This is a genomic window from Enterobacter cloacae complex sp. S3 (assembly GCF_014930495.1).
Taxonomy (GTDB): domain Bacteria; phylum Pseudomonadota; class Gammaproteobacteria; order Enterobacterales; family Enterobacteriaceae; genus Enterobacter; species Enterobacter asburiae_B.
The window spans coordinates 12,231-37,221 of record NZ_JADBRD010000032.1 but is presented as its reverse complement, the minus strand read 5'-3'; the positions used below and the strand labels follow the sequence as shown (position 1 = coordinate 37,221).

The following is a 24,991-nucleotide window of genomic DNA, read 5'->3' as shown; positions in this document are numbered from 1 at the left end:
CTGATTACCCGCCGATGTAGGACAGGTTCTGAGTAATGCCGGTATTGCCCTGATGCAGGAAGTGGGTCTGTTTTTTATGCGTCAGCGCGTCAGAAATACGTGCTTCAAGCGCGGCCTGCTGCGCATCGTCTTCCAGCAGATCGCGGAGATCCACGCCGCCGTCGCCGAACAGGCAAAGATGGAGCTTGCCAACGGAGGAGACGCGCAGGCGGTTGCAGCTGGCGCAGAAGTCTTTCTCATAGGGCATGATAAGCCCAATCTCACCCTCATAATCCGGGTGACAGAAGACCTGCGCCGGGCCGTCGCTGCGCTGGCGGATTTGATGGATCCAGCCGCGTTTCAGCAGCTCGTCGCGCAGCACCATGCCGGAGATGTGATGGCGACGAAACAGCTCGCTGCCCTCGCCGGTTTCCATCAGCTCGATAAAACGCAGCTGTATAGGGCGGGATTTGATCCACGCCAGGAAGGTATCGAGCTGGTGATGGTTCACATCACGCATCAGCACCGTGTTGACTTTGACTTTTTCGAAGCCCGCCGTGAACGCGGCGTCGATGCCGTCCATGACCTGCTGAAATTTATCCTGGCCGGTAATGGCATGGAACTGACGAGCGTCCAGGCTATCGACGCTGACGTTGATCGCCGTCAGCCCGGCATCGCGCCAGTTCGCCACGTCACGCGCCATGCGGTAACCGTTGGTGGTCACCGCAATCTGGCGGATACGTTCGTTTTCACGCACGGCGGCGATGATGTCGGGGAAATCGCGGCGTAGGGAGGGTTCGCCGCCGGTCAGACGCACTTTTTCGGTGCCGAGCTCAGAGAAAGCGCGCGTGACGCGGCGCACTTCATCCACGGAGAGAAAGCCGTTATTGGTGACGCTGCCCGGTTTGTAGCCATCGGGCAGGCAGTAGGTGCAACGGAAGTTGCACACATCGGTAATCGACAGACGTAAGTAATAAAACTTACGCGCGAAAGCATCAGTAAGTTGTGAAGCCATGTACACCTTTCCAGATCGGGAGGCACAGTCATTTCTTTCTGTACCCTGGTGGCAAATTCGCCACGGCCAGAGCGCCATATCTTTCGACACAGGCACAAGGGCTAGAGTGTATGTTTTCAATTTTGAAAACGTGGTTAGGGCGATAGTAGCGCGGAAATTCTGACGACGCCATTATCGCTTCACGCTATATAATTATCTATATAGCGAATCGTTCCTGCATTTTCGCTACAGAATACCTAAAAACCGCATTTTCACATTGATATACGTCATTTTGCATCGGGTGAGGCATCGTCTTTTAGGGGTAGTTAGGTTACTGTTACGCGATCGAACGTGATAAGGAATACGTATGCGCAATCGCACTTTTGCGGATCTTGACCGAGTGGTCGCTCTTGGCGGAGGACACGGCTTAGGCCGGGTTATGTCCTCTTTGTCGTCACTCGGCTCAAGGCTGACAGGGATAGTAACCACCACCGACAACGGCGGCTCAACCGGGCGCATTCGACGTGCCGAAGGCGGCATTGCCTGGGGAGATATGCGCAACTGCCTGAACCAGTTAATTACCGAGCCGAGCGTCGCGTCGGCGATGTTTGAGTACCGTTTTGGCGGTAATGGCGAACTTTCCGGGCATAACCTCGGAAATCTGATGTTAAAGGCGCTCGATCACCTGAGCGTAAGGCCTCTGGAAGCCATCAACTTAATCCGTAATCTGCTCAAAGTGGACGCATTCCTGATCCCCATGTCAGAACAACCGGTTGACTTGATGGCAATCGACGCCGAAGGGCATGAAGTGTACGGCGAAGTGAATATCGACCAGCTCATCCTGCCGCCAACGGAGTTAATGACCTATCCGAGCGTGCCCGCCACGCGAGAAGCGGTGGAGGCCATCGGGGAAGCGGATCTTATCCTGATCGGTCCGGGCAGTTTTTACACCAGCCTGATGCCCATTCTGCTGGTAAAAGAGCTGGCGCAGGCGCTGCGCCGCACCCCTGCCCCGATGGTTTACATCGGTAACCTGGGACGTGAACTGAGCCCCGCGGCGGCGAGCCTGTCGCTGGCTGACAAACTTGATTTAATGGAGCAGTACGTCGGTAAAAAAATTATCGACGGCGTCGTGGTCGGGCCGAAGGTGGATGTGTCGGGTATTGGCGACCGCGTGGTGGTGCAGGAGCCGCTGGAAGCGAGTGACATTAAATATCGCCATGACCGTCACCTGTTGCGCGAGGCCCTGGAGAAGGCGATTCAGGCGCTGGGTTAGGTTCGTTTTGTGCGGCCTGTTGCCCTCCCTCCTGCCCTCTCCCACGGGGAGAGGGAGAAAACAACGCTTTACTCACGATGCCGCGATGAAAAGATCCCGCAGCTGATGAAGCTGGTCGCGGATCTGCGCCGCCTCTTCGAACTCCAGATTCTGCGCGTGCTGCATCATCTGCCCTTCCAGCTCGTGGATTTTCTGCTGCAGCGCTTTCGGCGTCAGCACGACGGTATCCTCTTCCACCACTGAACGCGCCTTGCCGCGGCCTTTCGCTTTGGTTTTGGCAATGTTCTGACCCAGCGCCAGAATATCCACCACCTTCTTGTTCAGCCCCTGCGGGGTAATGCCGTGCTCTTCGTTGTAACGCTGCTGTTTCTCGCGTCGGCGCTCCGTTTCGCCAATCGCTTTCGCCATCGACGGGGTGATTTTGTCACCGTACAGAATCGCTTTACCGTTGACGTTACGCGCGGCACGGCCGATGGTCTGGATCAGGGAGCGTTCAGAACGCAGGAAGCCCTCTTTGTCCGCATCCAGAATCGCCACCAGCGAGACTTCCGGCATGTCCAGACCTTCTCGCAGCAGGTTGATCCCCACCAGCACGTCAAACTCGCCCAGACGCAGATCGCGGATAATCTCCATGCGCTCCACGGTGTCGATATCCGAGTGCAGATAGCGCACCTTCTCGCCGTGCTCTTCGAGATACTCGGTGAGGTCTTCCGCCATACGCTTGGTGAGCGTGGTGACCAGCACGCGCTCGTTGATGGCGGAACGGGCGCGGATTTCCGAGAGCAGATCGTCCACCTGCGTAGCCACCGGACGAACTTCAATAATTGGGTCAAGCAACCCGGTCGGACGCACAACCTGATCGACAACGTCTTCACCGGATTTCTCCAGCTCGTAGTTGCCCGGCGTGGCCGAGACGTAAATGGTTTGCGGCGCTAATGCCTCAAACTCTTCAAACTTCATCGGACGGTTATCCAGCGCTGACGGCAGGCGGAAGCCGTACTCCACCAGCGTCTCTTTACGCGCCCGGTCACCGCGGTACATCCCGCCGATCTGCGGGATCGTGACGTGGGATTCGTCGATCACCAGCAAACCGTCTGCCGGCAGGTAATCAAACAGCGTCGGCGGCGGCTCGCCCGGCCCGCGCCCGGAGAGGAAGCGCGAGTAGTTTTCAATGCCGGAGCAGTAGCCGAGCTCGTTCATCATCTCAAGGTCGAACTGGGTGCGCTGGCTGAGGCGCTGCTCTTCCAGCAGCTTATTGTTCGCCAGCAGCACCTTACGGCGCTCGGCCAGCTCCACTTTGATCTCTTCCATCGCCTGCACGATACGCTCGCGCGGCGTAACGTAGTGCGTTTTCGGGTAGATGGTAAAGCGCTGGATCACCGACTCAACGTGTCCGGTCAGCGGGTCGAAGAGCGACAGGCGTTCAACCTCTTCGTCAAACAGCTCGACGCGTAGCGCCATATCGTCCGATTCCGCCGGGAAGATGTCGATCACCTCTCCGCGTACGCGGAAGGTGCCGCGCTGGAACGCCTGATCGTTACGGGCGTACTGCAGCTCCGCCAGACGGCGGACGATGGCGCGCTGGTCGATAATCATCCCCTGCGTCAGGTGCAGCATCATCTTGAGATAGAGATCCGGATCGCCCAGACCGTAGATCGCGGACACCGACGCGACGACGACCACATCGCGACGCTCCAGAAGCGCCTTCGTGGCCGACAGACGCATCTGCTCGATGTGTTCGTTCACCGAGGCATCCTTCTCGATGAAGGTGTCAGAGCTCGGTACGTAGGCTTCAGGCTGGTAGTAATCGTAGTAGGAGACGAAATACTCCACCGCGTTTTCCGGGAAGAACTCTTTCATCTCGCCGTAAAGCTGTGCGGCCAGGGTTTTGTTGGGTGCCAACACCATCGTTGGACGCTGGAGATCCGCAATCACGTTGGCGATAGTGAACGTTTTACCCGAGCCGGTTACCCCCAGCAGCGTCTGGTGCGCCAGCCCGTCTTCCAGCCCCTCCTCCAGACGACGGATCGCCTCAGGCTGATCGCCAGATGGACGGAAAGCAGAATTCAATTTGAACGGTTTACTCATGGGCGACGACCTGATGACGTTATAAGCGGCAGGTGAGTAATTTTACTCGTTGTTGCCAGGAATGCCAGTAAAAAACACTGGATGAAAAACCAGTGGCATGTCAGGATATTTAGCATAGCGCCTGAATGATAAGTGGGATAACGGCCAAAATTTGGACTGTGACAATATAAAACACCAGTCAGGTCAGGTTATCCCCAGAACTTTTTCTTTTTTAACATTTGTCAAGCCAGGTAATGATAGTTTTGTGGCAACGGGTGACACTTTCATGACGGGAATTGCTTTTATCTAAGCAATTAAATAATAAACGATATTTTCTAAAGCCGCGTTTCGCGCCAATTTGGGCGTAAGCCGCGTCTTCTCTCGCTTATCGCGTGTTTTCTAACTCTAATGCACATGGTTATCCACAGGAATAGTGGATAACTGCTTCCAGCCCATACAGACTGGCGCTCGGCAAATTCCCGGTTTTTCCCACGAGACGGCAGTAAAAAATTTTTATAGCTATTTTTTGATGATTAACAGTTGCGTCAATCATAACCAGTCGATGGGATCTTGCTCACATTTTCATCATTTTGGGTTCTGCACCACAATTCACCACTTCCAGCACCGTCGCTGTGCAATCCGGTTTTTTATAAACCGCTTTCTGGTGATTCATTCCTAAAAAAGCCGTTTTTTTGAACACTTTTCGGTTTCTGGCAGGGGTTTTGCAGATTCAAACACGAGCCTCACCTACACACATTTTTAAGGAGAAAAAGATGTTGAGTCTGCGTGCTGTGAATCAGTTTTACGGAAGCCAACATACGCTATGGAACGTGAATTTGGATTTTCCGCAAGGGATGTGTACAGGCGTCGTTGGCCTGCCGGGGATGGGGAAAACCACCCTTATGAATTGCATCGCCGGGAGAGTGCCCGTTGAAAGCGGCAGCATCATCTGGCACGAGGCGGGCGCGCCGCCGCGCGATTTGCTTAACCTGCCGCCAGAACAGCGTTCAGGACCGGGGATAGGCTATGTCCCGCAGGACAGGCGGATCTTCTCCCAGTTAACGATTGAGGAGAATCTGCATATCGCCATGCGGGCGATGGGGAAACCCAACCCGGAGGCGAAAAGTGACGTTTACGACCTGTTTCCGGCGCTCTACGCATTGCGGCAGGCCCGCGCCAATACGCTCTCTCCGGACGATCAGTATCAGCTGGCGCTGGCTAATGCGCTGGTGAACCGTCCGCACCTGCTGATCCTCGATGAGCCCCTGCACGGCGCAGGACACAGCTTCGCCCAGAAGCTGGGGCAGCTGCTGGCGCGCTTAAACCGGGAGTTAGGTATGACGGTGCTATTAGCGGAACAGCAGCTGTCGTTTATCCGCCGGGTTGCGGACCGTTTCTGCATGCTCTATCGCGGGCGTAACGTGGCGCAGGGCCACGTTAACGAACTGGATGACGAGCTTATCGCGCACTGGATGTCGCGGGAAGCAAGACGCTGAGATCGAGATAACGCCCGGTGTCGGCATTTTCCGCGCCGTCAGCAAGCCAGGGAATTTCCCCCAGGCACGGGGCGGGTAGTACGCGCCTGAGCGTCGCCAGATACTCCTGATGTCGTTTACCCGGCGCAACCACGTCGTTGGCTATCCAGCCCGCCAGCGTCAGCCCGGCCTGCTGTACGGCCTGCGCGGTCAACATGGCGTGATTGATGCAGCCCAGCCTGACGCCGACGACCAGAATGACCGGAAGCTGCTCGGCCTGCACCCAGTCAGCAAACGTCTGCGTCTCCGAAAGCGGCGTAAACCAGCCGCCTGCACCTTCCACCAGCACCCAGTCGGCCTGGCTTTCCAGCGTCCGTAACCCGGCTGACAGCACGGTGAAATCAATCGGACGACCTTCGTCAGCGCTAATGATGTGCGGCGAGGTCGGCTCGGCAAAGGTGTACGGATTCACCGCTGAATAGGCGAGTTCAAGGGTGCTGTTACGCTGGAGCACCAGGGCGTCGGTGTTGCGTAACCCTTCCGCCGTCATCTCGCTGCCGGAAGCAACGGGCTTATATCCGGCGGTGTTTTTTCCGAGCAGTCGTGCCGCCTGCAGCAGCGCCGAGCTGGCCACCGTTTTGCCCACTTCCGTATCCGTGCCGGTAACAAAATAACGTTCAGTCACGTTCGATAATCCCATGAAAAAGTTGATAAGAGAGCGGGAAATGCCCCCGCTGCTGCGGCCAGGCCAGCTCCAGACGCTGCAGCTGGCCCCGGGTCAGCGGTTTTTTCTCCCGCCCGGCGTGCAGGTGCGTGGCGCCGATACCCTTCAGCGAACGCATGGCGCTGAACGCATTGCTAAAATTGAGGGTGATGGTCTGCACCGTGCTGCGGTAGCGCCAGCCTGCCAGCGCCTGCATCACCTGCTCATGCGATAAAAAGCGGTTAGCGTGCGGCTGCTCATCCACCGCTTTCCACGCCTGATTCAGCTCCGGCAGCGAGCTTTCCAGCAGGGTAGTAAAGGCCACCTTCCCGCCCGGTCGCGCCACGCGATAAAGCTCGCGCAAGGCCTGCGGCAGGCTGCTGCACCACTGGACCGCCAGATGACTCCAGACCAGATCGAACTGCGCATCCGCCAGCGGGATCGCCTCGATATCCGCCAGCAAATAATGGTCCGCTGCCTGCCTCTGACGCGCCTCGTCGAGCATCTGGGCCGAGAGGTCGATAGCCGTGACCTGGCTTCCCGTCCCGCGCCAGTAGCGGCTGTTGCTGCCGGGACCACAGCCAGCGTCCAGCACCTGCGGAAAACGGTTTTCGCCAAGCGCGGCCAGAAGCCCCTCCGCGCTCTGACGCTGCAGCTCATCGTGCTGCGAATAGCTCTGCGCGGCCCGACCAAATGCCGCCGCGACGGCCTGCTTATTCACCGGCGTCATTGAGCGCCTCCAGCAGCGTCTGGATATCCCGAGCGTCATGCGCCGCCGTCAGGGTTAAGCGCAGCCGCGCGGTACCCGGCGGGACCGTTGGCGGGCGGATAGCGGTCACCCACATCCCGCGCTCGCGCAGCGCCTGTGCCAGCGCCAGCGCGCGGCCGTTTTCGCCGACAATCACCGGCTGGATGGCGCTCTGCGAATCGGGGCTGTGGAAGGGCAGCGCCGCTAACCCCTTGCGGAAGCGGGAGATATGCTCTGCCAGCCGCTGACGACGTTCATCCCCTTCTGCGCTGCGGATCACCGCCAGCGACGCAGACAGCGCCACGGCCTGCGCCGGGGGCATGCTGGTGCTGTAGATCAGGTGTCGGGCAAACTGCAGCAGATAGTCGGCGACCGAATCGCTGCACAGCACGGCGGCGCCGCTGACGCCAAAGCCCTTGCCGAAGGTGACGATCAGCAGCTCCGGCTTCACGTTTTGCTGGTATGCGCTGCCGCGACCTTCGTCGCCCATTACGCCAATGCCGTGGGCATCGTCGACCAGCAGCCAGGCGTTTTGCCGCTTTGCGGCCTCATGCAGCGCGGCAAGCGGCGCGCTGTCGCCGTCCATGCTGAACACCCCTTCCGTAACCGCCAGCTGTTGTCCGTCGCAGGGTTTATCCAGCAGCCCGGCGAGCTGCCCCGCATCGTTATGGGCAAAGCGGCGCAGCTGCGCCGGGCTTAAACTTGCAGCCTCCAGCAGCGAGGCGTGGCTCAGGCGGTCGGCGACAATACGGTCCTCTTTTCCCATCAGGGCGGTAATGACCGCCTGGTTGGCGGCAAAGCCGGAGATGAACAGCAGCGCGCGCGGGTAGCCGAGCCAGTCGGCAAGCGCCTCTTCCAGTGCCTGATGCGCGGTGGTGTAGCCGCTGACGTGTCCCGAGCCGCCGCTGCCCACGCCAAACCGCTCCGCACCCTGCTGCCAGGCGCGGATGATGGCCGGATGCTGGCTCAGCCCGAGATAGTCGTTGCTGGAGAAATTACAAAACTGCCGCCCCTCGCGGGTAAGAAAACGGCCCGCGCCGTTTTCCACCACCCTGCGAACGCGAAACGCCTCTGCCGCCCGGCGTTCGTCCAGCGCGGTATTTATTCGTGCCTGCCAGGTCATACGGCTGCCGCGTTGTAGAACTGGTCGGTGTCGGCGTTGAAAATCTGCTGCTCCAGCTGCTGCTGTTGCTCGTTATCGCCCGTCAGCACTTCGGTCTGATGCGGGTTAAGCCCCAGCTTGCGGAACAGCTGAACGTCTTTGTCCTCTTCCGGGTTCGGCGTGGTCAGCAGCTTGCAGCCGTAGAAGATGGAGTTGGCTCCGGCCATAAAGCACATCGCCTGGGTCTGCTCGTTCATCTGCTCGCGACCGGCAGAGAGGCGCACGAAAGAGGTCGGCATCATGATGCGCGCCACCGCGATGGTGCGAATAAAATCAAACGCATCCACGTCGTCGTTATCCGCCAGCGGCGTTCCCTTAACCTTCACCAGCATGTTGATCGGCACGCTTTCCGGCGGGGTCGGCAGGTTCGCCAGCTGCAGCAGCAGGCCCGCGCGGTCTTTCACCGTTTCGCCTAAGCCCACAATACCGCCCGAGCAGACCTTGATCCCCGCGTCACGCACTTTATCCAGCGTGTCCAGACGCTCCTGATAGGTCCGCGTGGTGATGATGTTGCCGTAAAACTCCGGCGAGGTGTCGAGGTTATGGTTGTAGTAGTCCAGCCCCGCCGCAGAGAGGCGCTGCGCCTGCTCCTCGTTCAGCGTGCCGAGCGTCATACAGGCTTCGAGGCCCATCTCCTTCACGCCCTTCACCATCTGTTCCAGATACGGCATGTCGCGGTCGTGCGGGTTCTTCCACGCTGCGCCCATGCAGAAGCGGGTTGAACCGGCGTTTTTCGCCTTGCGAGCGGAGTCGAGCACCTGCTCCACCTCCATCAGCCGTTCGGACTCCAGGCCGGTTTTGTAGCGCGCGCTCTGCGGGCAATATTTGCAGTCTTCAGGACAGGCACCGGTTTTGATCGACAGCAGCGTGCTGACCTGAACATGGCGCGGATCGAAGTGCTGACGATGCACCTGTTGGGCTTCGAACATCAGCTCAAGGAAAGGTTTGTTGAATAATTCAGTGACTTGCGACATCGTCCAGCGTGCGTGGTGAGCCATCGGGCTTCTCCAAAGGGTTTTGTTAATTTTCGGTTCGGTTTATACTCGTAAACCTAAAACTTTTCAAAATGGTTTACAAGTCGATTATGACCCAGGACGATCTCGCCTTCGACAAGCAGCATATCTGGCACCCTTACACCTCCACTACCCGCCCTCTTCCCGTCTATCCGGTGGCCTCGGCCCACGGCTGCGAGCTGCACCTCGCCAGCGGCGAGCGGCTCGTTGACGGGATGTCTTCGTGGTGGGCGGCCATTCACGGGTACAACCACCCGCGCCTTAATGCGGCGATGAAGGCCCAGATTGACCAGATGTCGCACGTGATGTTTGGCGGGATCACCCATCAGCCCGCCGTGGATTTATGCCGTCGCCTGGTGGCGATGACGCCTGAATCGCTGGAGTGCGTGTTCCTGGCCGATTCCGGCTCCGTGGCGGTGGAAGTGGCGATGAAAATGGCGCTGCAGTACTGGCACGCGAAGGGCGAAATGCGCCAGCGGTTCCTCACCTTCCGCAACGGCTATCACGGGGATACCTTCGGGGCGATGTCGGTGTGCGATCCGGACAACTCCATGCACAGCCTGTGGAAGGGCTATCTGCCGGAAAACCTGTTCGCCCCTGCCCCGCAGAGCCGCTTCGACGGCGAGTGGAACGAGATGGACATGGTCGGTTTCGCGCGGCTGATGGCGGCGCATCGCCATGAAATCGCCGCAGTGATCCTGGAGCCGATTGTGCAGGGCGCAGGCGGAATGCGGATGTACCACCCGGAATGGCTGAGGCGCATTCGCAGGATGTGCGACCGCGAGGGCATTCTGCTGATTGCCGATGAGATCGCCACCGGCTTTGGCCGCACCGGCAGGCTGTTTGCCTGCGAGCATGCGGGCATTGCGCCGGATATTCTGTGTCTGGGTAAAGCGCTGACCGGCGGCACCATGACGCTCTCCGCCACGCTCACGACCCGCCAGGTGGCCGACACCATCAGCGACGGCGAGGCGGGCTGCTTTATGCACGGCCCGACGTTTATGGGCAACCCGCTGGCCTGCGCCGTCGCAAGCGAAAGCCTTGCCATTCTGGAGAGCGGCGAGTGGCAGACGCAGGTTGCGGCGATTGAGGCGCAGCTGAAAGATGAACTGAATGCCGCCTCGGGCGCGAATTTTGTGGCAGACGTGCGCGTGCTGGGCGCCATCGGCGTGATTGAAACCACCCATCCGGTGAATATGGCGGCGCTGCAGCGCTTCTTCGTTGAGCAGGGCGTCTGGGTGCGGCCTTTCGGCAAGCTTATCTACCTGATGCCGCCGTACAGCATTACGCCGGAGCAGCTGCGTAAATTAACCGACGCGGTTGTAACAGCCGTTAACATTCCCGCGCATTTCACGATGTAACCCTATGCATTACACTTGCTGAACGAGCGATCAACGAGGGTAAACCGTATGAAAATCATCAGTAAAGATCTGCGCGACGGTGAAAAACTGCCGGAACGCCACGTATTCAACGGCATGGGGTATCAGGGAGACAATATCTCCCCGCACCTGGCGTGGGACGAGGTTCCGGCCGGAACCAAAAGCTTTGTCGTGACCTGCTACGACCCGGATGCGCCGACCGGCTCCGGCTGGTGGCACTGGATTGTGGCGAACCTGCCTGCCGACACGCGCGTCCTGCCGCAGGGTTCCGGTTCAGACCTGGTTGCCCTGCCTGAAGGCGCCATTCAGACGCGCACTGACTTTGGTAAAGCGGGCTACGGCGGCGCGGCGCCGCCAAAAGGGGAAACCCACCGCTATATCTTCACGGTGCACGCGCTGGATGTGGAGAAGATTGAGGTCGATGAAGGGGCGAGCGGCGCGATGGTAGGGTTTAACGTGCATTTCCATTCGCTGGGGAGCGCGTCGATTACGGCGATGTATTCATAATAGTGCGGGCTGATGCCCTCACCCCGGCCCTCTCCCACAGGGAGAGGGAGAAAACCGGACAATTCCCTCTCCCTGTGGGAGAGGGTTAGGGCAAAAATCACAGCACTGAAGGTAGCAGTCCTACAAGGCTTCCCTCTTCCAGAAGCTGCATCGCCTTATCAATATCCGGCGCAAAGAAGCGGTCGTCATCATAGTGCGATACGTGCTCGCGCAGCGCATGACGCGCCTGCTCCAGCAGCGGGCTGGATTTTAACCCTTCACGCAGATCGACACCCTGACATGCCGCCAGCCATTCCACCGCCAGCACGCCGCGGGTGTTGGAGGCCATTTCCCAGAGGCGACGCCCGGCAGCCGGCGCCATCGAAACGTGATCTTCCTGGTTCGCTGACGTTGGCAGGCTGTCCACGCTGTGCGGGTGCGACAGGGCTTTGTTCTCGCTCGCCAGCGCCGCCGCGGTCACCTGGGCAATCATAAAGCCCGAGTTGACCCCGCCGTTACGCACCAGGAACGGCGGCAGCTGGGACATATGTTTATCCATCATCAGCGCGATGCGGCGCTCGGACAACGCGCCGACTTCGGCAATCGCCAGGGCGATATTATCCGCCGCCATTGCCACCGGCTCGGCGTGGAAGTTGCCCCCGGAAACCACCTCGTTTTCCTGGGCGAACACCAGCGGGTTATCGGACACCGCGTTGGCCTCCACCAGCAGCACTTCTGCCGCCTGACGCAGCTGCGTCAGGCACGCGCCCATCACCTGCGGCTGGCAGCGCAGGGAATACGGATCCTGAACCTTCTCGCAGTTATGGTGTGAATCGGCAATTTCGCTGGTGTCGGTAAGCACGTGACGGTACATCGCGGCGGCATCAATCTGCCCGCGCTGACCGCGCACCTCGTGGATGCGGGCATCGAACGGGCGGCGCGAGCCCAGCACGGCTTCGGTAGTCAGCGCACCGCACACCACCGCCGAGGCAAACAGATCTTCCGCTTCAAAGAGGCCGCGCAGCGCGAAAGCGGTCGATGCCTGCGTGCCGTTCAGCAGCGCCAGCCCCTCTTTCGCCGCCAGGGTGATCGGGTTTAGCCCGGCTTTTTTCAGCGCCTCTTTCGCAGGAAGCCACTCGCCCTGCCAGCGCGCTTTGCCTTCGCCCAGCAGCAGCAGCGACATGTGCGCCAGCGGCGCAAGATCGCCGGATGCGCCAACGGAACCTTTTGCCGGGATCCACGGATAGACTTCCGCATTGACCAGCGCCATCAGCGCCTGAATCACGCTCAGGCGAATGCCGGAGAAGCCGCGGGCCAGGCTGTTGATTTTGAGCACCATCATCAGACGGACAATCTCATCGTCCAGCGGCTGACCCACGCCCGCCGCGTGCGACAGCACCAGCGAACGCTGTAAGTTTTCCAGATCGTGTGTCGCGATGCGGGTCTGCGCCAGCAGGCCAAATCCGGTGTTAATCCCGTAGGCGGTGCGCCCTTCGGCAACGATGGCTTCGACGCAGGCGACGCTGTCGTTAATGGCGGCGTGGGCACTTGCATCCAGCGAAAGGGTGACCGGCTTGCGCCAGACGTTACGCAGCTGCTTGAGCGTCAGCGAGCCGGGAGTGAGTGTTAATGCGTTCATTAATGCTTTCCTTGTGTGGCAGGGATCATCGGCAGGTTAAGGCCCTGCTCTTTGGCACAGTCAATGGCAATTTCGTAACCCGCATCCGCGTGACGCATCACGCCGGTGGCCGGGTCGTTGTGCAGCACGCGAGCGATACGCGCGGCGGCTTCATCGGTTCCGTCGCAGACGATGACCATCCCGGAATGCTGGGAGAAGCCCATCCCCACGCCGCCGCCGTGGTGCAGCGACACCCAGGTCGCGCCGCTGGCGGTATTCAGCAGAGCGTTCAGCAGCGGCCAGTCGGAGACCGCATCCGAGCCGTCGCGCATGGCTTCGGTTTCGCGGTTCGGGCTGGCGACGGAGCCGGAGTCCAGGTGGTCGCGGCCGATGACGATCGGCGCGGAAACTTCACCGCTGCGCACCATTTCGTTGAAGGCGAGGCCGAGTTTTTGACGCCACTCCAGCCCTACCCAGCAGATACGCGCCGGCAGGCCCTGGAAGTTAATGCGCTCGCGGGCCATGTCCAGCCAGTGATGCAGGTGTTCGTCATCGGCGACGATCTCCTTCACTTTGGCGTCGGTTTTGTAGATGTCCTCCGGGTCGCCGGACAGGGCAACCCAGCGGAACGGACCGATGCCGCGGCAGAACAGCGGGCGGATATAGGCAGGAACGAAGCCCGGGAAGTCAAAGGCGTTATTCACGCCCATCTCTTTCGCCATCTGGCGGATGTTGTTGCCGTAGTCGAAGGTCGGAATGCCCATCTGGCTGAAGGCCAGCATGGCGGAGACGTGCTCGGCCATGGATCGTTTCGCAGCAAGTACCGTGCCTTCCGGGTCGGTTTCCGCTTTTTGCTGATATTCTTCCCACGTCCAGCCTTTTGGCAGGTAACCGTGCAGCGGGTCATGGGCGCTGGTCTGGTCGGTGACCAGATCCGGACGCACGCCGCGGGCGACGAGCTGCGGGAGAATGTCCGCCGCGTTGCCGCACAGGGCAATCGACACCGCTTTGCCTTCGGAGGTGTATTTTTTGATGCGCGCCAGCGCATCGTCCAGATCGGTTGCCTGCTCATCGACGTAGCGGGTGCGCAGACGGAAATCAATGCGGCTCTGCTGGCACTCAATGTTAAGCGAGCACGCACCGGCAAGCGTGGCGGCCAGCGGCTGCGCGCCGCCCATGCCGCCGAGACCTGCGGTCAATACCCAGCGGCCTTTGAGCGAGCCGTTATAGTGCTGGCGACCGGCTTCCACGAAGGTTTCGTAGGTGCCCTGCACGATCCCCTGGCTGCCGATGTAGATCCAGCTACCCGCGGTCATCTGGCCATACATCGCCAGCCCTTTCGCGTCCAGTTCGTTGAAATGTTCCCACGTGGCCCAGTGCGGCACGAGGTTAGAGTTAGCGATCAGCACGCGCGGCGCGTTTTTGTGCGTTTTGAACACGCCAACCGGCTTGCCGGACTGTACCAGCAGGGTTTCGTCGTGTTCGAGTTCGGTCAGGGATTTTACAATTGCGTCATAGCATTCCCAGTTGCGCGCGGCGCGGCCTATGCCGCCGTAGACCACCAGCTCGTGGGGGTTTTCCGCCACCTCAGGGTCGAGGTTGTTCATCAACATGCGCAGCGGGGCTTCGGTGAGCCAGCTTTTGGCGGTAAGCGTGGTGCCGCGCGCGGCGCGGACGTCCTGCTGGCGGTATTTACCTGACGACATTGTGTGCTCCTCATAGGGGACAGATGATGCATTTAGATATACTTGTATAGACAAGCACACACAAGGTAAGATTTAACAAAAAAGATACAATTTTGTTATATTGCGTTAGCGATCACGCTTATAAAACTTATGACATGAAGTGGCCCTGCAGCCGGTAGCGATTCCCCGGGAAAAGCAGTCGGGCATGCGACACAATGTGCGACGAGGACCAGGTTCGACGGCGGATCAGCAGGCACGGATCGTGCTCTTTAATGCGCAGCCTTTCGCACTCCTGCGGCGTGGCGCGCACGGCCTCCACAATGTGCTCCCCTTCCGTCAGCGGTGCGACGAGCGAGAGATAGGCGTGCGGCGTGGTCTGGGTGTAATCCTGGTTCAGATAGTCCGGTATCCGCTCAGCGTTCACGCAGCGATCTTCAATCTGCACCGGAATGTCGTTTTCGAAATGCACCATCACGGAGTGGAAAATGCGGCTTCCCTCCTTGACGTTAAGCTCTGTGGCCTGCTCGGCGCTGGCCTGGGTCTCTTCGAGCACCAGCACCTCGCAGCGGTGCTGATGATTACGCGCGGCTATCTCGTCCGCAATGCTGCGGATTTCAAACAGCGCCGACTGTCCTTTCGGTTCCGCCACAAACGTCCCCACGCCCTGCAGGCGCACCAGAAGCCCTTCGTCGGTCAGCTCGCGCAGCGCCCGGTTGACGGTCATCCGGCTAAAACCAAACTGCGCTACCAGCTCGGCCTCCGAAGGAATGCGATCGTGCGGGCGCCAGACGCCGGTAGCGATTTTTTCGCTAATTGCCTGCTTCACCTTTTCATAGAAAGGCGCGGGAGGGCTCGACTGCGGCAGAGGTGAGCGTGAAAACATCGTGACTCCTTGAATAGTGTTATGCCCACCAGTGAGCAATTTGCCAGGCCAGGCGGGCGGCTAGCTTAGCGCCCTGTCCGTCCCGATCGTACTGCGGGTTAAACTCTACCAGATCGGCGGCCTGTAGCTTACCGCTACGGCAGATTTGTTCGATAACCGGGAGAAGATCCAGCGCCGGTATGCCTAACGCAGCCGGTGCGGACACGGCAGGCATTTCGCTGGCGGAGAGGACGTCCAGATCGATCGTCAGATAGATACGATCGGCCTGCGCCAGCACCCTTTCCAGGGCGGATAGCGCATCGCGCCTGAAATGGAGATCTTCCACCAGCGTGACGTTCAGGCGTTCGGCCTCGTCCCACAGCGCCAGCGTGTTCGCCGCCCGGCTCACGCCAAGGCAGGCGTAGTGAAATTCCCGCCCGCGCTCATCGCAGTAGCGCGCCAGCTGGCGAAACGGGGTGCCGGATGTGGCCTGGTCGGCCTTGCGCAGATCGAGATGGGCATCAAGGTTGATAATGACAACCCGCTCGTTCGGGAAGGCCTCCAGCACGCCGCGACCGTGCGCCCACGCGGTTTCGTGCCCGCCGCCAAAGACCAGCGTGCGCATCCCGGACTGCTGACAGGCCGTGACGGCATCGCTTAACGCCTGCTGTGCCGCTTCCAGCTCGTGGCCTTCAACGTACACCGAGCCCATATCCGCCAGCCGGTCATGTCCCTCATGGCTTGCCATATTTGCCAGCGCTTTTCGCAGCATATCCGGTGCCTGCACGGCGCCGGGCCTGCCCTGATTGCGTTTTACCCCTTCATCACATTCAAAGCCTATCAGCGCGATGCCGGATGAAAGCGGCGTGAACTGGCCCTGCTGCTTTATCGTCTGGAAAATGCGCTTTGCACTGCTGGCCTCGGCGCTGTCATCGCGCCCCTGCCAGACGGTTTCGGCTACGGGCCGCCATAACCTCATACTGCCTCCCCACGGAAAATACGTTGATACAGCGGATTGCGTCCCGGCTCGTAGACCATCTCAACCGGATGATGTGCATCCCAGACGATAAAATCGGCGACAAACCCTGCCCTGAGCTGTCCGTGGGTTGCGCCACGGCCCAGCGCCTGCGCGGCATGGCGCGTGACGCCAGCCCAGGCTTCTTCCGGGGTCAGGCCAAACTGGACGCAGGCCATGTTCATCGCCAGGTGCAGGCTGGCAAACGGGCTGGTGCCGGGGTTATAGTCGGTGGCGACGGCCATCGGCACGCCCTGTTTTCTGAGCTGTTCAACCGGTGGACGCTGGCGCTCCTGCAGAAAATAGAACGCACCCGGCAACAGGACGGCAACCGTGCCGCTTTCCGCCATCGCCTGAACGCCTGCGTCGTCGAGATACTCGATATGATCGGCGGAAAGCCCCTTATACTGGCTGACCAGCGCCGCGCCGCCCTGATTCGACAGCTGTTCGACATGCCCTTTCACCGGGATACCCAGCACGGCGGCGGCCTTGAAGAGGCGCTCGGTTTGCGACGGGGTAAAGCCGACGTTTTCACAAAACACGTCGACTGCTTCATATAACTCTTTTTGCCACAGCGTAGGCAGTATCTGCTCGCAGACCAGCGTGAGGTAGGCATCCGGCTCCTGCCGGTATTCCGGCGGAACCGCATGGGCCGCCAGCAGCGTTGGGCTGATATCAATCGGATTATTGAGGCCCAACTGGCGGGCAACCTGAAGCATCTTCTCTTCGGCCTCGGCGTTGAGCCCGTATCCCGATTTGATTTCAACGGTCGTCACGCCTTCATTCATAAGACGCAGGAGCCGCTGCTGCGCCAGTTTCAGCAAGGTTTCGGCTGAGCTGCTGCGTGTCGCCGTCACGGTAGCGTTAATCCCGCCCCCCTGGGCGCTGATGGTTTGATAAGAGACGCCGTTCAGGCGCTGCTCCCACTCCGCCGCGCGGTCGCCGCCAAATACCAGGTGGGTATGGCAGTCAATCAGGCCAGGCGTGACCAGACGCCCCTGAAGATCGACACAGTGTCGGTGTCCCGAAGGAATGTCAGATTCAGGGATCGCGGCCAGAATAGTGTGGCCGCGCACAACCAGGGCGTGTTGCTCTTTCAGTCCATAAGGCGCAGGTACGTCCGGCGCCATCGTAGCCAGTCGCGCATTTCGCCATATTACATCGTCGGGATGAATCTGCTGCATGGGGCATTCCACTTGTCTTAGGTTGTATAGACATTTATTTGCATCCACCGTCTACTGTCAACCGCCTTAACGGAAAATGTTATTTATTTGTGATCACCTACCTGCCGCTCCGGGGCTAAAAATGCAACTTTTACCCTTTTTATCTTCCCGTTTCGCTCAACTTAGTATAAAAAAGCAGGCTATTTCGTCTATCCCGTTTAAGACTTGCATACCAAGGAGCTCTACCTTGAACATTTCCAGGATTTCCCGTCTGGCGTTAGCACTCGCCTTTGGCGTGACCTTATCCGCATGCAGTTCAACACCACCGGATCAGCGCCCTTCTGAGCAGGTTGCGCCCGGTACCGCCTCCCGCCCGATTTTGTCCGCTGATGAAGCGAAGAACTTCGATCGTGCGCACTACTTCTCGGCGATGGATCCTAACGCTGCGCCGTGGACACCGTCTTCTATCAACCTGCCTAAACAGCCTGACTTCGTGGTTGGCCCGGCGGGTGCGCAGGGCGTAACGCATACCTCTATTCAGGCTGCGGTTGATGCTGCCATCACTAAACACAGCGCGTCTCGCCAGTACATCGCGATCCTGCCGGGTGAATATGAAGGCACCGTATATGTTCCGGCGGCCCCTGGCAGCATTACGCTTTACGGTCTGGGCGAAAAAGCGATCGACGTAAAAATTGGCCTGGCGATTGATTCCGAAATCGACAGCAACACCTGGCGTCACCTGGTGAATCCGGCCGGTAAATATATGCCGGGCAAACCTGCGTGGTATATGTTTGATAACTGCCAGAGCAAGCGTTCCGCCACCATTGGCGTGATGTGCTCGGCGGTATTCTGGTCTCAGAATAACGGTCTGCAGCTGCAGAACCTGACCATTCAGAATACCCTGGGCGACAGCGTTGATGCCGGCAGCCACCAGGCCGTTGCGCTGCGTAGCGATGGCGATAAGGTGCAGATTAACAACGTCAACATTCTGGGCCGTCAGAACACCTTCTTCGTGACCAACAGCGGCGTGCAGAACACCCTGCAGAATAACCGCCTGACCCGTACTCTGGTGACCAACAGCTACGTTGAAGGTGACGTGGATCTGGTGTCCGGTCGCGGCGCGGTGGTGTTTGATAATACCGATTTCCGCGTGGTGAACTCCCGCACTCAGCAGGAAGGTTACGTGTTTGCTCCGGCAACCCAGTCTAACCTCTTCTACGGCTTCCTGGCCGTGAACAGCCGCTTTAACGCTGCCGGTGACGGCGTGGCGCAGCTGGGACGCTCCCTGGACGTGGACTCTGCGACCAACGGTCAGGTCGTGATCCGCGACAGCGTGATCAATGAAGGCTTCAACATGGCGAAGCCGTGGGCTGATGCCGCGATCTCCAAACGTCCATTCTCCGGCAATACCGGCGCGGTGGATGATAAAGGGAACGTGCAGCGCAACCTGAACGACGCTAACTTCAACCGCATGTGGGAATACAACAACCGCGGTCTGGGTAGCAAAGTGGTTGCTGAGCCGAAGCAGTAAGCTGTTTTGCCCGGTGGCGCTGCGTTTACCGGGCATAAAAAAACCTCGCATTCGCGAGGTTTTTTGTTTTTAGCCGCTTAGTGAGCGTTTACCACCACCCACATTGGCCCCTGGCCTACGGCATAACGCCCTTTCTCTTCCAGCAGCCCCTGCTCGCCTTTAATTTCATACAGCGCGATGTGGTGGGATTTCTGCCCCGCCGCAATCAGGTATTTACCGCTGTGATCGATATTAAAGCCGCGCGGCTGGGTTTCCGTTGGCTGGAACCCTTCAATCGCCAGCACGCTGCCGTCTTCAGAGATGCTAAAGACGGTAATCAGGCTGGAGGTACGGTCACAGGCGTACAGATGGCGACCATTTGGCGTAATGTGGATATCCGCCGCCCAGCGGGTATCGGAGAAATCAGACGGCATCATGTCCAGCGTCTGCACGCACTCAATCTGACCGTTTGGATCTTTCAGCTCCCATACGTCCACAGAGCTGTTCAGCTCATTGACCACGTAGGCGTACTGCTGGTTCGGATGGAAGACCATATGACGCGGACCGGCGCCTTCAACGGTAGTCACTTCGGCAGGATTCTGCGCCACCAGGTGACCATCGTCGCTCAGGGTGAACAGGCAGATACGATCCTGCTTCAGCGCAGGCACCCACAGCGTGCGGTTATCCGGAGAGATATTCGCCGAGTGGCAGCCTTCAAGCCCTTCCACCACATCCACGGTTTCGACCGGAATACCATCTTCCAGACGCGTTACGCTGACGCAGCCCGCGTTATACGATCCGCTGAAGACAAAGTTGCCTTTACGATCGGTCGAGATATGGGTTGGGCTGCCCGGCAACGGGGCTTCGGCAGTGTACGTCAGCGCGCCATCGTCCGGAGAAATGCGATAGGCCAGCACGCGGAACTCCGGGCGCACACCCACGTACAAGAAACGTTTATCCGGGCTGATGACCATCGGTTGCACCTGGCCTGGCACATCAACAACCTGAACCAGCGTGAGTGTCCCTTCGGTATTTAAACGCCAGACGTGGATCTGCTGGCTTTCAGGACTGGCGGTATAAACGGTTTGTTTCATGAATATTCACTCCTCACTGCGCATGAAAGTAGTTAACTTTTGACGGTGAATGCTGAATTGTCGACAGGACTTTTGAAGCGTTCGCCTCTCGGTGTACCATCCCATCAAAACGTAAATTCAATATTAACCCGGGAAAACAGATGACCTCGCGTGTGATTGCTCTGGATTTAGACGGTACCTTACTGACGCCGCAAAAAACCCTTCTCCCCTCCTCCCTTGAGGCGCTAAAACGCGCGCAGGAAGTGGGATATCAACTCCTTATCGTAACGGGTCGACATCACGTTGCCATTCACCCTTTTTATCAGGCACTGGCGTTAGATACACCTGCAATTTGTTGTAATGGCACTTATTTGTATGATTATCAGGCAAAAAAGGTTTTAGAATCCGACCCGCTGCCGGTTCCCCAGGCGCTGCAGCTGATCGATCTTCTGGATGAGCATGCCGTTCACGGCCTGATGTACGTGGATAACGCGATGGTGTACGAGCGCCCTACTGGCCATGTGGTGCGCACCAGCAACTGGGCGTTGTCCCTGCCTGAAGCACAGCGTCCGGTCTTTACCCAGGTTTCCTCCCTGCGTCAGGCAGCCCAGGACGTTGAGGCAATCTGGAAATTCGCCCTGACCGATGAAGACACCACCAAACTGAATACCTTCGCAAAACACGTGGAACACACGCTGGGTCTGGAGTGCGAATGGTCCTGGCATGATCAGGTGGATATTGCCCGCAAAGGCAACAGCAAAGGCAAGCGCCTGACGCAGTATGTGGAATCACAGGGCGGGTCGATGCGTGACGTGATCGCCTTCGGCGACAACTACAACGACATCAGCATGCTGGAAGCCGCCGGTACCGGCGTGGCGATGGGCAATGCCGACGACGCGGTAAAAGCCCGCGCCAACGTGGTGATTGGTGACAACACCACCGATAGCATCGCGCAGTACATTTACACCCACCTGCTGTAATCAGGCGGTGATCGAGACGCTCTTAATTTGCGCGTATAGCCACAGGCCGGGTTTGATCCCTAACTCATCCCTCGCCCACGGGCTGATGCGCGCCCAGAGCGTCCTGCTGCCGACTTCAAGCTTCACTTCCACCTGCCCGTTATCATCAAAACACTCCGCGACTTTGGCGCGCAGAATATTTCGAATACTGGTTTGCAGCGGCGGCTGCAGCACCAGCGAGACGTCCGACGCCTGGATGCGAATTCGCAGCGCGGACTGTAACGGTTTGTCGATCTTATTGACCCACAGATGCTGGTCGCCCAGCGCCAGGGCGGTCATCGCGTAGTGCGGATGATGTTCCAGAACGCTCACTTTAAGAATGCTGCTCTGCTGTTCCCGGGGTAACCAGGGGTGCATTACGCTGCTGCCCCACACCTCTTCCAGGTTGCCGAAGGCCTTCACGCTGCCCTCTTCCAGCACCAGCACCTTGTCGGCCAGATGGAGGATCTCATCCAGCGAATGGCTGACGTAGAGCATCGGAATATTAATTTCGCGCGTCAGTCGCTGTAGATAAGGCAGAAGTTCGCGTTTACGCGGAATATCGAGCGAGGCCAGCGGCTCGTCGAGCAGCAGCAGCTCCGGGGCGGTCAGCAACGCGCGGCCAATGGCCACACGCTGTTTTTCTCCGCCGGAGAGCGAGGATGGCAGCCTGTCGAGCAGAGGCTCAATGCCTAAAAGCGTCACCAGCTTGTCAAACTGCCCGGCCATGCTTTTCGCCATGCCGTAACGCAGGTTGCCGCGCACGCTGTAGTGCGGGAACAGGCGCGCGTCCTGGAAAACATAGCCGATGCGGCGCTTATCCGGCGAGAGGTAAATTTTGTTCTCCACGTCATTCAGGACGCGGTCATTCAGGACAATACGGCCTGACTGCGGGCGGGTCAGGCCGCTGATGGCATTAATCAGCGACGTTTTTCCCGCTCCCGACACGCCAAAGATAGCGGTGATTCCGCTTGCCGGCAGCGTCTCGTTAAGCGTCAGGGTATGGTTTCCCAGCGTCTGGGTGAAATTGAGTTCCAGCATGCTTATTTCCCCATCCGCTCGCGGCTGAGCCGCGCCAGCCATTCAGACACCATCAGCGATACCAGCGCCAGCACAATTGAAATAATACACAGCCGCGCCGCCGCGCCTTCACCGCCCGGCGTTTGAATCAGGGTATACATTGCCGACGGGATGGTTCGCGTCTCGCCGGGGATGTTCGACACAAAGGTGATCGTCGCGCCAAACTCGCCCAGCGAGCGGGCGAAGGCCAGCACCGTCCCGACAATAATGCCCGGCAGCGTGAGCGGAAGCGTGATGGTGAAAAAGACGCGCCAGCGCCCTGCGCCCAGCGTGCGGGCCGCCTGTTCGAGCTTCATGTCCACGCCTTCCAGCGCGAGGCGGATCGCCCTCACCATCAGCGGGAATGACATCACCGCCGCCGCCAGTACCGCACCGCGCCAGCTAAACGCAAACGTCAGCCCAAACCAGTCATAGAGCTTCTCGCCGATAAAACCACGTCGCCCCATCGAAATCAGCAGCAGGTAACCGACCACCACGGGCGGCAAAACGAGCGGAAGATGCAGCACGCTGTCGAGCAGCGTTTTTCCGGGAAACTGACAGCGAACCAGTAGCCAGGCAAAGAAGATCCCAAAGGGCAAACTCAGCGCAACCGCCAGGGAAGAGACTTTTAGGCTCAGCAGAACAGCCTGCCATTCAGGATCGGTCAATATCATCAGTGAGTCGTAAATCCATAGCGTTTAAAGATTGCGGACGCCTCCGGCCCTTTCAGGTAATCGCGGAAGGCCGTCACGGCCGCATTTTTATGTCCATCAACAATCGCAACAGGATATTCCACTTTCTTGTGGGAGTCTTCCGGGAACGTTGCGACCACTTTTACACCTTTACTGGCAACGGCATCAGAGCCATACACAATGCCCAGCGGGGCTTCGTTGCGTTCTACCAGCGCCAGCGCGCCGCGCACGTCTTCCGCCGGGGCCAGCTTCGGTGACAATGTCTCCCATGCACCCAGCTTTTGCAGCGCTTCTTTGGCATAAATCCCCGCCGGAACGTGCTCCGGGTCGCCTACGGCCAGACGGCCACCGTTCAGCAGGCTCGTCCAGTGGGTCTCTTTGTTGATGGTGAAGTCCGCCTGCGCGCTGGCTTTTGGCGCCACGACAACCAGGCTATTCCCCAGCAGCGTTTCGCGGGTTGTCGCATCAATCGATTTCTTCTCCGCCGCGTAATCCATCCACTTCTGGTCAGCCGAGATGAACAGATCCGCCGGTGCGCCAGCTTCTATCTGGCGCGCCAGCGTCGAGGAAGAGGCAAAAGAGGAAACCACCTCGACGTTTTTCTCTTTTTTATACGCCGCCGCGATGTCCTGCAGCGCGTTGGTCAGCGACGCCGCGGCAAAGACGGTGATTTTACCCTCGTCCGCCAGCGCATGTCCGGTAAGTGAAAGCGTCAGCGTTGCCCCTGCGAAAAGGCGTACCCATGAACGTGCCATCTGTAACTCCTGTGAGTAGCGTTATATACATCTTAATATAACGATAACGTCAGGGAGATCCCAGCGTTTAATCGTACCGCTGAAGGGGTAAACCGGTGTGATGCGTTAAATAATATCGGCGTAGACGGGAAAATCTTGAGAGCAAAACGCCCGGACTCGCCGGGCGTTTTGTGGGGAATCAATGCTGCTTTTTAGCCTGGTCTTTGTGACCAATGTTCGAAAAGACGTTGAACACTTCACCCAGGCCGTAGATGGCACCGAGGATGATGGCCATCACTACTGGTACCATGATCACGGCGAATACCAGACTTTTCAACAACTCTAACATGGTTTTCTCCAGATATTGTGAACGGCTCATTCTACCCTTTCAAGTGAGAAAAACATCCCCTTTTGTGCGGTACCCTTTGCGCCCTGCACCATTTGGGTCACAATACTCTTTTTGCCAGGACACTGTTATGCAGGCCGAAATTCTTCTCACTCTACGACTTCAGCAAAAGCTTTTCGCCGATCCGCGACGTATCGCCCTGCTTAAACAAATAGAACAAACGGGCTCGATTAGCCAGGGGGCGAAAAACGCGGGCATCAGCTACAAAAGTGCCTGGGACGCCATCAACGAAATGAACACCCTGAGCGAACACCCGCTGGTGGACAGAGCCACAGGCGGCAAAGGCGGCGGCGGTGCGATCGTGACGCGCTATGGCCAGCGCCTTATTCAGCTTTACGATCTGCTGGCCCAGATCCAGCAAAAGGCGTTCGATGTGTTGAGCGACGACGATAACGTTCCGCTGGACAGCTTGCTGGCCGCCATTTCCCGCTTCTCGTTACAAACCAGCGCCCGCAACCAGTGGTTTGGAACGGTGACGGCGCGCGACAATCTCCAGGTACAGCAGCATATTGAGATCCTGCTTGCCGATGGCACCACCCGTCTGAAAGCCGCAATAACGGCGCAGAGCGCAGAGCGCCTTGAGCTCGATGAAGGTAAAGAGGTGCTGGTGCTGCTGAAAGCGCCGTGGGTCAATATCACGCGCGATCCCAACGCCGCAAAGGCGGCCGATAACCAGCTCCAGGGCGCTATTAGCCATATCGAACGCGGCCAGGCGCAGTGCGAAGTGCTGATGACCCTCGCAGACGGGCAACCGCTTTGCGCGACGATACCGCTTAGCGAAGCGGACGGTTTAGAAGAAGGTTCTGTCGTTACCGCCTGGTTCAACGCAGACCGGGTGATTATCGCCACATTGTGCTGAGCGCATTGACAATCGCGCCGACAGTGCGTATCCCT

At 58.8% G+C, this 24,991-nt stretch carries 23 protein-coding genes and 1 riboswitch; of the genes, 7 read left to right on the top strand and 16 right to left on the bottom strand.

Going from position 1 to position 24,991, the window contains the following annotated elements; translation table 11 throughout:
• Positions 1-4: 4 nt before the first annotated feature.
• Positions 5-994, bottom strand: coding sequence for a GTP 3',8-cyclase MoaA (moaA, locus tag IM317_RS18450; protein WP_033144979.1), 990 nt, complete (start codon positions 992-994; stop codon positions 5-7).
• Positions 982-1,115: riboswitch (molybdenum cofactor riboswitch) on the bottom strand. (Overlaps the previous gene by 13 nt.)
• Positions 1,116-1,340: 225 nt before the next feature.
• Here moaA and yvcK point away from each other — a divergent pair.
• Complete coding sequence (gene yvcK / locus IM317_RS18445) at positions 1,341-2,249, top strand: uridine diphosphate-N-acetylglucosamine-binding protein YvcK (RefSeq protein WP_010428835.1); 909 nt, start codon at positions 1,341-1,343, stop codon at positions 2,247-2,249.
• A 72-nt stretch (positions 2,250-2,321) separates the two neighbouring features.
• On the opposite strand, the gene uvrB is transcribed toward yvcK, so the two are convergent.
• Positions 2,322-4,337, bottom strand: a complete 2,016-nt coding sequence (uvrB, locus tag IM317_RS18440) for an excinuclease ABC subunit UvrB (protein WP_029742168.1) — start codon at positions 4,335-4,337, stop codon at positions 2,322-2,324.
• A gap of 752 nt (positions 4,338-5,089) precedes the next feature.
• Here uvrB and IM317_RS18435 point away from each other — a divergent pair.
• Positions 5,090-5,812, top strand: a complete 723-nt coding sequence (locus IM317_RS18435; protein WP_032661226.1) for an ABC transporter ATP-binding protein — start codon at positions 5,090-5,092, stop codon at positions 5,810-5,812.
• On the opposite strand, the gene bioD is transcribed toward IM317_RS18435, so the two are convergent.
• From bioD to bioB, 4 genes are read right to left on the bottom strand one after another with little or no spacing between them, the layout of a single operon-like run.
• Entirely contained in the window at positions 5,775-6,476 is a 702-nt protein-coding gene (gene bioD, locus IM317_RS18430; protein WP_033144978.1) for a dethiobiotin synthase, read from the bottom strand. The two genes, IM317_RS18435 and bioD, sit on opposite strands and share 38 nt — an antisense overlap.
• On the bottom strand, positions 6,469-7,224 hold the full coding sequence (gene bioC / locus IM317_RS18425) for a malonyl-ACP O-methyltransferase BioC (RefSeq protein WP_033144977.1): 756 nt from the start codon (positions 7,222-7,224) through the stop codon (positions 6,469-6,471). Before bioC ends, bioD begins: the two co-directional genes overlap by 8 nt.
• Positions 7,208-8,365: an 8-amino-7-oxononanoate synthase gene (bioF, locus tag IM317_RS18420; RefSeq protein ID WP_033144976.1), complete on the bottom strand. Its 1,158-nt coding sequence runs from the start codon at positions 8,363-8,365 to the stop codon at positions 7,208-7,210. Before bioF ends, bioC begins: the two co-directional genes overlap by 17 nt.
• Positions 8,362-9,402, bottom strand: coding sequence for a biotin synthase BioB (gene bioB, locus IM317_RS18415; protein ID WP_033144975.1), 1,041 nt, complete (start codon positions 9,400-9,402; stop codon positions 8,362-8,364). Before bioB ends, bioF begins: the two co-directional genes overlap by 4 nt.
• 86 nt (positions 9,403-9,488) lie before the next feature.
• Here bioB and bioA point away from each other — a divergent pair, with 86 nt between their 5' ends.
• Together bioA and IM317_RS18405 are read left to right on the top strand one after the other, a co-directional pair.
• Positions 9,489-10,778, top strand: a complete 1,290-nt coding sequence (gene bioA / locus IM317_RS18410) for an adenosylmethionine--8-amino-7-oxononanoate transaminase (RefSeq protein ID WP_033144974.1) — start codon at positions 9,489-9,491, stop codon at positions 10,776-10,778.
• Between the two features lie 48 nt (positions 10,779-10,826).
• Positions 10,827-11,303, top strand: coding sequence for a kinase inhibitor (locus IM317_RS18405; protein WP_008501131.1), 477 nt, complete (start codon positions 10,827-10,829; stop codon positions 11,301-11,303).
• Between the two features lie 97 nt (positions 11,304-11,400).
• On the opposite strand, the gene hutH is transcribed toward IM317_RS18405, so the two are convergent.
• From hutH to hutI, 5 genes are all read right to left on the bottom strand, one after another.
• Entirely contained in the window at positions 11,401-12,921 is a 1,521-nt protein-coding gene (gene hutH / locus IM317_RS18400; protein ID WP_033144973.1) for a histidine ammonia-lyase, read from the bottom strand.
• The gene (hutU, locus tag IM317_RS18395; protein WP_032641634.1) at positions 12,921-14,606 is read right to left on the bottom strand and encodes a urocanate hydratase; all 1,686 of its coding nucleotides are present in this window, start codon (positions 14,604-14,606) and stop codon (positions 12,921-12,923) included. Before hutU ends, hutH begins: the two co-directional genes overlap by 1 nt.
• Positions 14,607-14,733: 127 nt before the next feature.
• Positions 14,734-15,468 carry a histidine utilization repressor gene (locus IM317_RS18390; RefSeq protein WP_023310841.1) on the bottom strand — a complete coding sequence of 245 codons (735 nt, stop codon included), beginning with the start codon at positions 15,466-15,468 and terminating at the stop codon, positions 14,734-14,736.
• 19 nt (positions 15,469-15,487) lie between these two features.
• Positions 15,488-16,426 (bottom strand): formimidoylglutamase, encoded by a 939-nt coding sequence (gene hutG, locus IM317_RS18385; protein WP_033144972.1) that lies wholly within the window; start codon positions 16,424-16,426, stop codon positions 15,488-15,490.
• Positions 16,423-17,646 (bottom strand): imidazolonepropionase, encoded by a 1,224-nt coding sequence (gene hutI, locus IM317_RS18380; protein ID WP_033144971.1) that lies wholly within the window; start codon positions 17,644-17,646, stop codon positions 16,423-16,425. The genes hutG and hutI overlap by 4 nt, the downstream gene beginning before the upstream one ends.
• A 226-nt stretch (positions 17,647-17,872) precedes the next feature.
• Between hutI and IM317_RS18375 the strand changes: the two genes are divergently transcribed.
• Positions 17,873-19,156, top strand: a complete 1,284-nt coding sequence (locus IM317_RS18375) for a putative acyl-CoA thioester hydrolase (RefSeq protein WP_033144970.1) — start codon at positions 17,873-17,875, stop codon at positions 19,154-19,156.
• Between the two features lie 77 nt (positions 19,157-19,233).
• On the opposite strand, the gene pgl is transcribed toward IM317_RS18375, so the two are convergent.
• Positions 19,234-20,229, bottom strand: coding sequence for a 6-phosphogluconolactonase (gene pgl / locus IM317_RS18370; protein WP_033144969.1), 996 nt, complete (start codon positions 20,227-20,229; stop codon positions 19,234-19,236).
• Positions 20,230-20,369: 140 nt separating this feature from the next.
• Between pgl and IM317_RS18365 the strand changes: the two genes are divergently transcribed.
• Positions 20,370-21,188 (top strand): pyridoxal phosphatase, encoded by an 819-nt coding sequence (locus IM317_RS18365; RefSeq protein WP_033144968.1) that lies wholly within the window; start codon positions 20,370-20,372, stop codon positions 21,186-21,188.
• On the opposite strand, the gene modC is transcribed toward IM317_RS18365, so the two are convergent.
• The 4 genes from modC to IM317_RS18345 form a co-directional block, all read right to left on the bottom strand.
• The gene (gene modC, locus IM317_RS18360) at positions 21,189-22,247 is read right to left on the bottom strand and encodes a molybdenum ABC transporter ATP-binding protein ModC (RefSeq protein WP_033144967.1); all 1,059 of its coding nucleotides are present in this window, start codon (positions 22,245-22,247) and stop codon (positions 21,189-21,191) included.
• Positions 22,248-22,249: 2 nt separating this feature from the next.
• Positions 22,250-22,939 (bottom strand): molybdate ABC transporter permease subunit, encoded by a 690-nt coding sequence (gene modB / locus IM317_RS18355; RefSeq protein WP_033144966.1) that lies wholly within the window; start codon positions 22,937-22,939, stop codon positions 22,250-22,252.
• On the bottom strand, positions 22,939-23,712 hold the full coding sequence (gene modA / locus IM317_RS18350) for a molybdate ABC transporter substrate-binding protein (RefSeq protein WP_033144965.1): 774 nt from the start codon (positions 23,710-23,712) through the stop codon (positions 22,939-22,941). The genes modB and modA overlap by 1 nt, the downstream gene beginning before the upstream one ends.
• A gap of 178 nt (positions 23,713-23,890) precedes the next feature.
• The gene (locus tag IM317_RS18345; RefSeq protein ID WP_023310811.1) at positions 23,891-24,040 is read right to left on the bottom strand and encodes an AcrZ family multidrug efflux pump-associated protein; all 150 of its coding nucleotides are present in this window, start codon (positions 24,038-24,040) and stop codon (positions 23,891-23,893) included.
• Between the two features lie 127 nt (positions 24,041-24,167).
• Here IM317_RS18345 and modE point away from each other — a divergent pair, with 127 nt between their 5' ends.
• A complete protein-coding gene (gene modE, locus IM317_RS18340; protein ID WP_033144964.1) occupies positions 24,168-24,956 on the top strand; it encodes a molybdenum-dependent transcriptional regulator in 789 nt (262 codons plus the stop codon).
• Positions 24,957-24,991: the final 35 nt, after the last annotated feature.

Bases quoted from the DNA above. Each gene is read 5' to 3' on its own strand.
- moaA (WP_033144979.1), bottom strand. From the start codon at position 994: ATGGCTTCACAACTTACTGATGCTTTCGCGCGTAAGTTTTATTACTTA.
- yvcK (WP_010428835.1), top strand. From the start codon at position 1,341: ATGCGCAATCGCACTTTTGCGGATCTTGACCGAGTGGTCGCTCTTGGC.
- uvrB (WP_029742168.1), bottom strand. From the start codon at position 4,337: ATGAGTAAACCGTTCAAATTGAATTCTGCTTTCCGTCCATCTGGCGAT.
- IM317_RS18435 (WP_032661226.1), top strand. From the start codon at position 5,090: ATGTTGAGTCTGCGTGCTGTGAATCAGTTTTACGGAAGCCAACATACG.
- bioC (WP_033144977.1), bottom strand. From the start codon at position 7,224: ATGACGCCGGTGAATAAGCAGGCCGTCGCGGCGGCATTTGGTCGGGCC.
- bioF (WP_033144976.1), bottom strand. From the start codon at position 8,365: ATGACCTGGCAGGCACGAATAAATACCGCGCTGGACGAACGCCGGGCG.
- bioB (WP_033144975.1), bottom strand. From the start codon at position 9,402: ATGGCTCACCACGCACGCTGGACGATGTCGCAAGTCACTGAATTATTC.
- bioA (WP_033144974.1), top strand. From the start codon at position 9,489: ATGACCCAGGACGATCTCGCCTTCGACAAGCAGCATATCTGGCACCCT.
- IM317_RS18405 (WP_008501131.1), top strand. From the start codon at position 10,827: ATGAAAATCATCAGTAAAGATCTGCGCGACGGTGAAAAACTGCCGGAA.
- hutH (WP_033144973.1), bottom strand. From the start codon at position 12,921: ATGAACGCATTAACACTCACTCCCGGCTCGCTGACGCTCAAGCAGCTG.
- hutU (WP_032641634.1), bottom strand. From the start codon at position 14,606: ATGTCGTCAGGTAAATACCGCCAGCAGGACGTCCGCGCCGCGCGCGGC.
- IM317_RS18390 (WP_023310841.1), bottom strand. From the start codon at position 15,468: ATGTTTTCACGCTCACCTCTGCCGCAGTCGAGCCCTCCCGCGCCTTTC.
- hutG (WP_033144972.1), bottom strand. From the start codon at position 16,426: ATGAGGTTATGGCGGCCCGTAGCCGAAACCGTCTGGCAGGGGCGCGAT.
- hutI (WP_033144971.1), bottom strand. From the start codon at position 17,646: ATGCAGCAGATTCATCCCGACGATGTAATATGGCGAAATGCGCGACTG.
- pgl (WP_033144969.1), bottom strand. From the start codon at position 20,229: ATGAAACAAACCGTTTATACCGCCAGTCCTGAAAGCCAGCAGATCCAC.
- IM317_RS18365 (WP_033144968.1), top strand. From the start codon at position 20,370: ATGACCTCGCGTGTGATTGCTCTGGATTTAGACGGTACCTTACTGACG.
- modC (WP_033144967.1), bottom strand. From the start codon at position 22,247: ATGCTGGAACTCAATTTCACCCAGACGCTGGGAAACCATACCCTGACG.
- modB (WP_033144966.1), bottom strand. From the start codon at position 22,939: ATGATATTGACCGATCCTGAATGGCAGGCTGTTCTGCTGAGCCTAAAA.
- modA (WP_033144965.1), bottom strand. From the start codon at position 23,712: ATGGCACGTTCATGGGTACGCCTTTTCGCAGGGGCAACGCTGACGCTT.
- IM317_RS18345 (WP_023310811.1), bottom strand. From the start codon at position 24,040: ATGTTAGAGTTGTTGAAAAGTCTGGTATTCGCCGTGATCATGGTACCA.
- modE (WP_033144964.1), top strand. From the start codon at position 24,168: ATGCAGGCCGAAATTCTTCTCACTCTACGACTTCAGCAAAAGCTTTTC.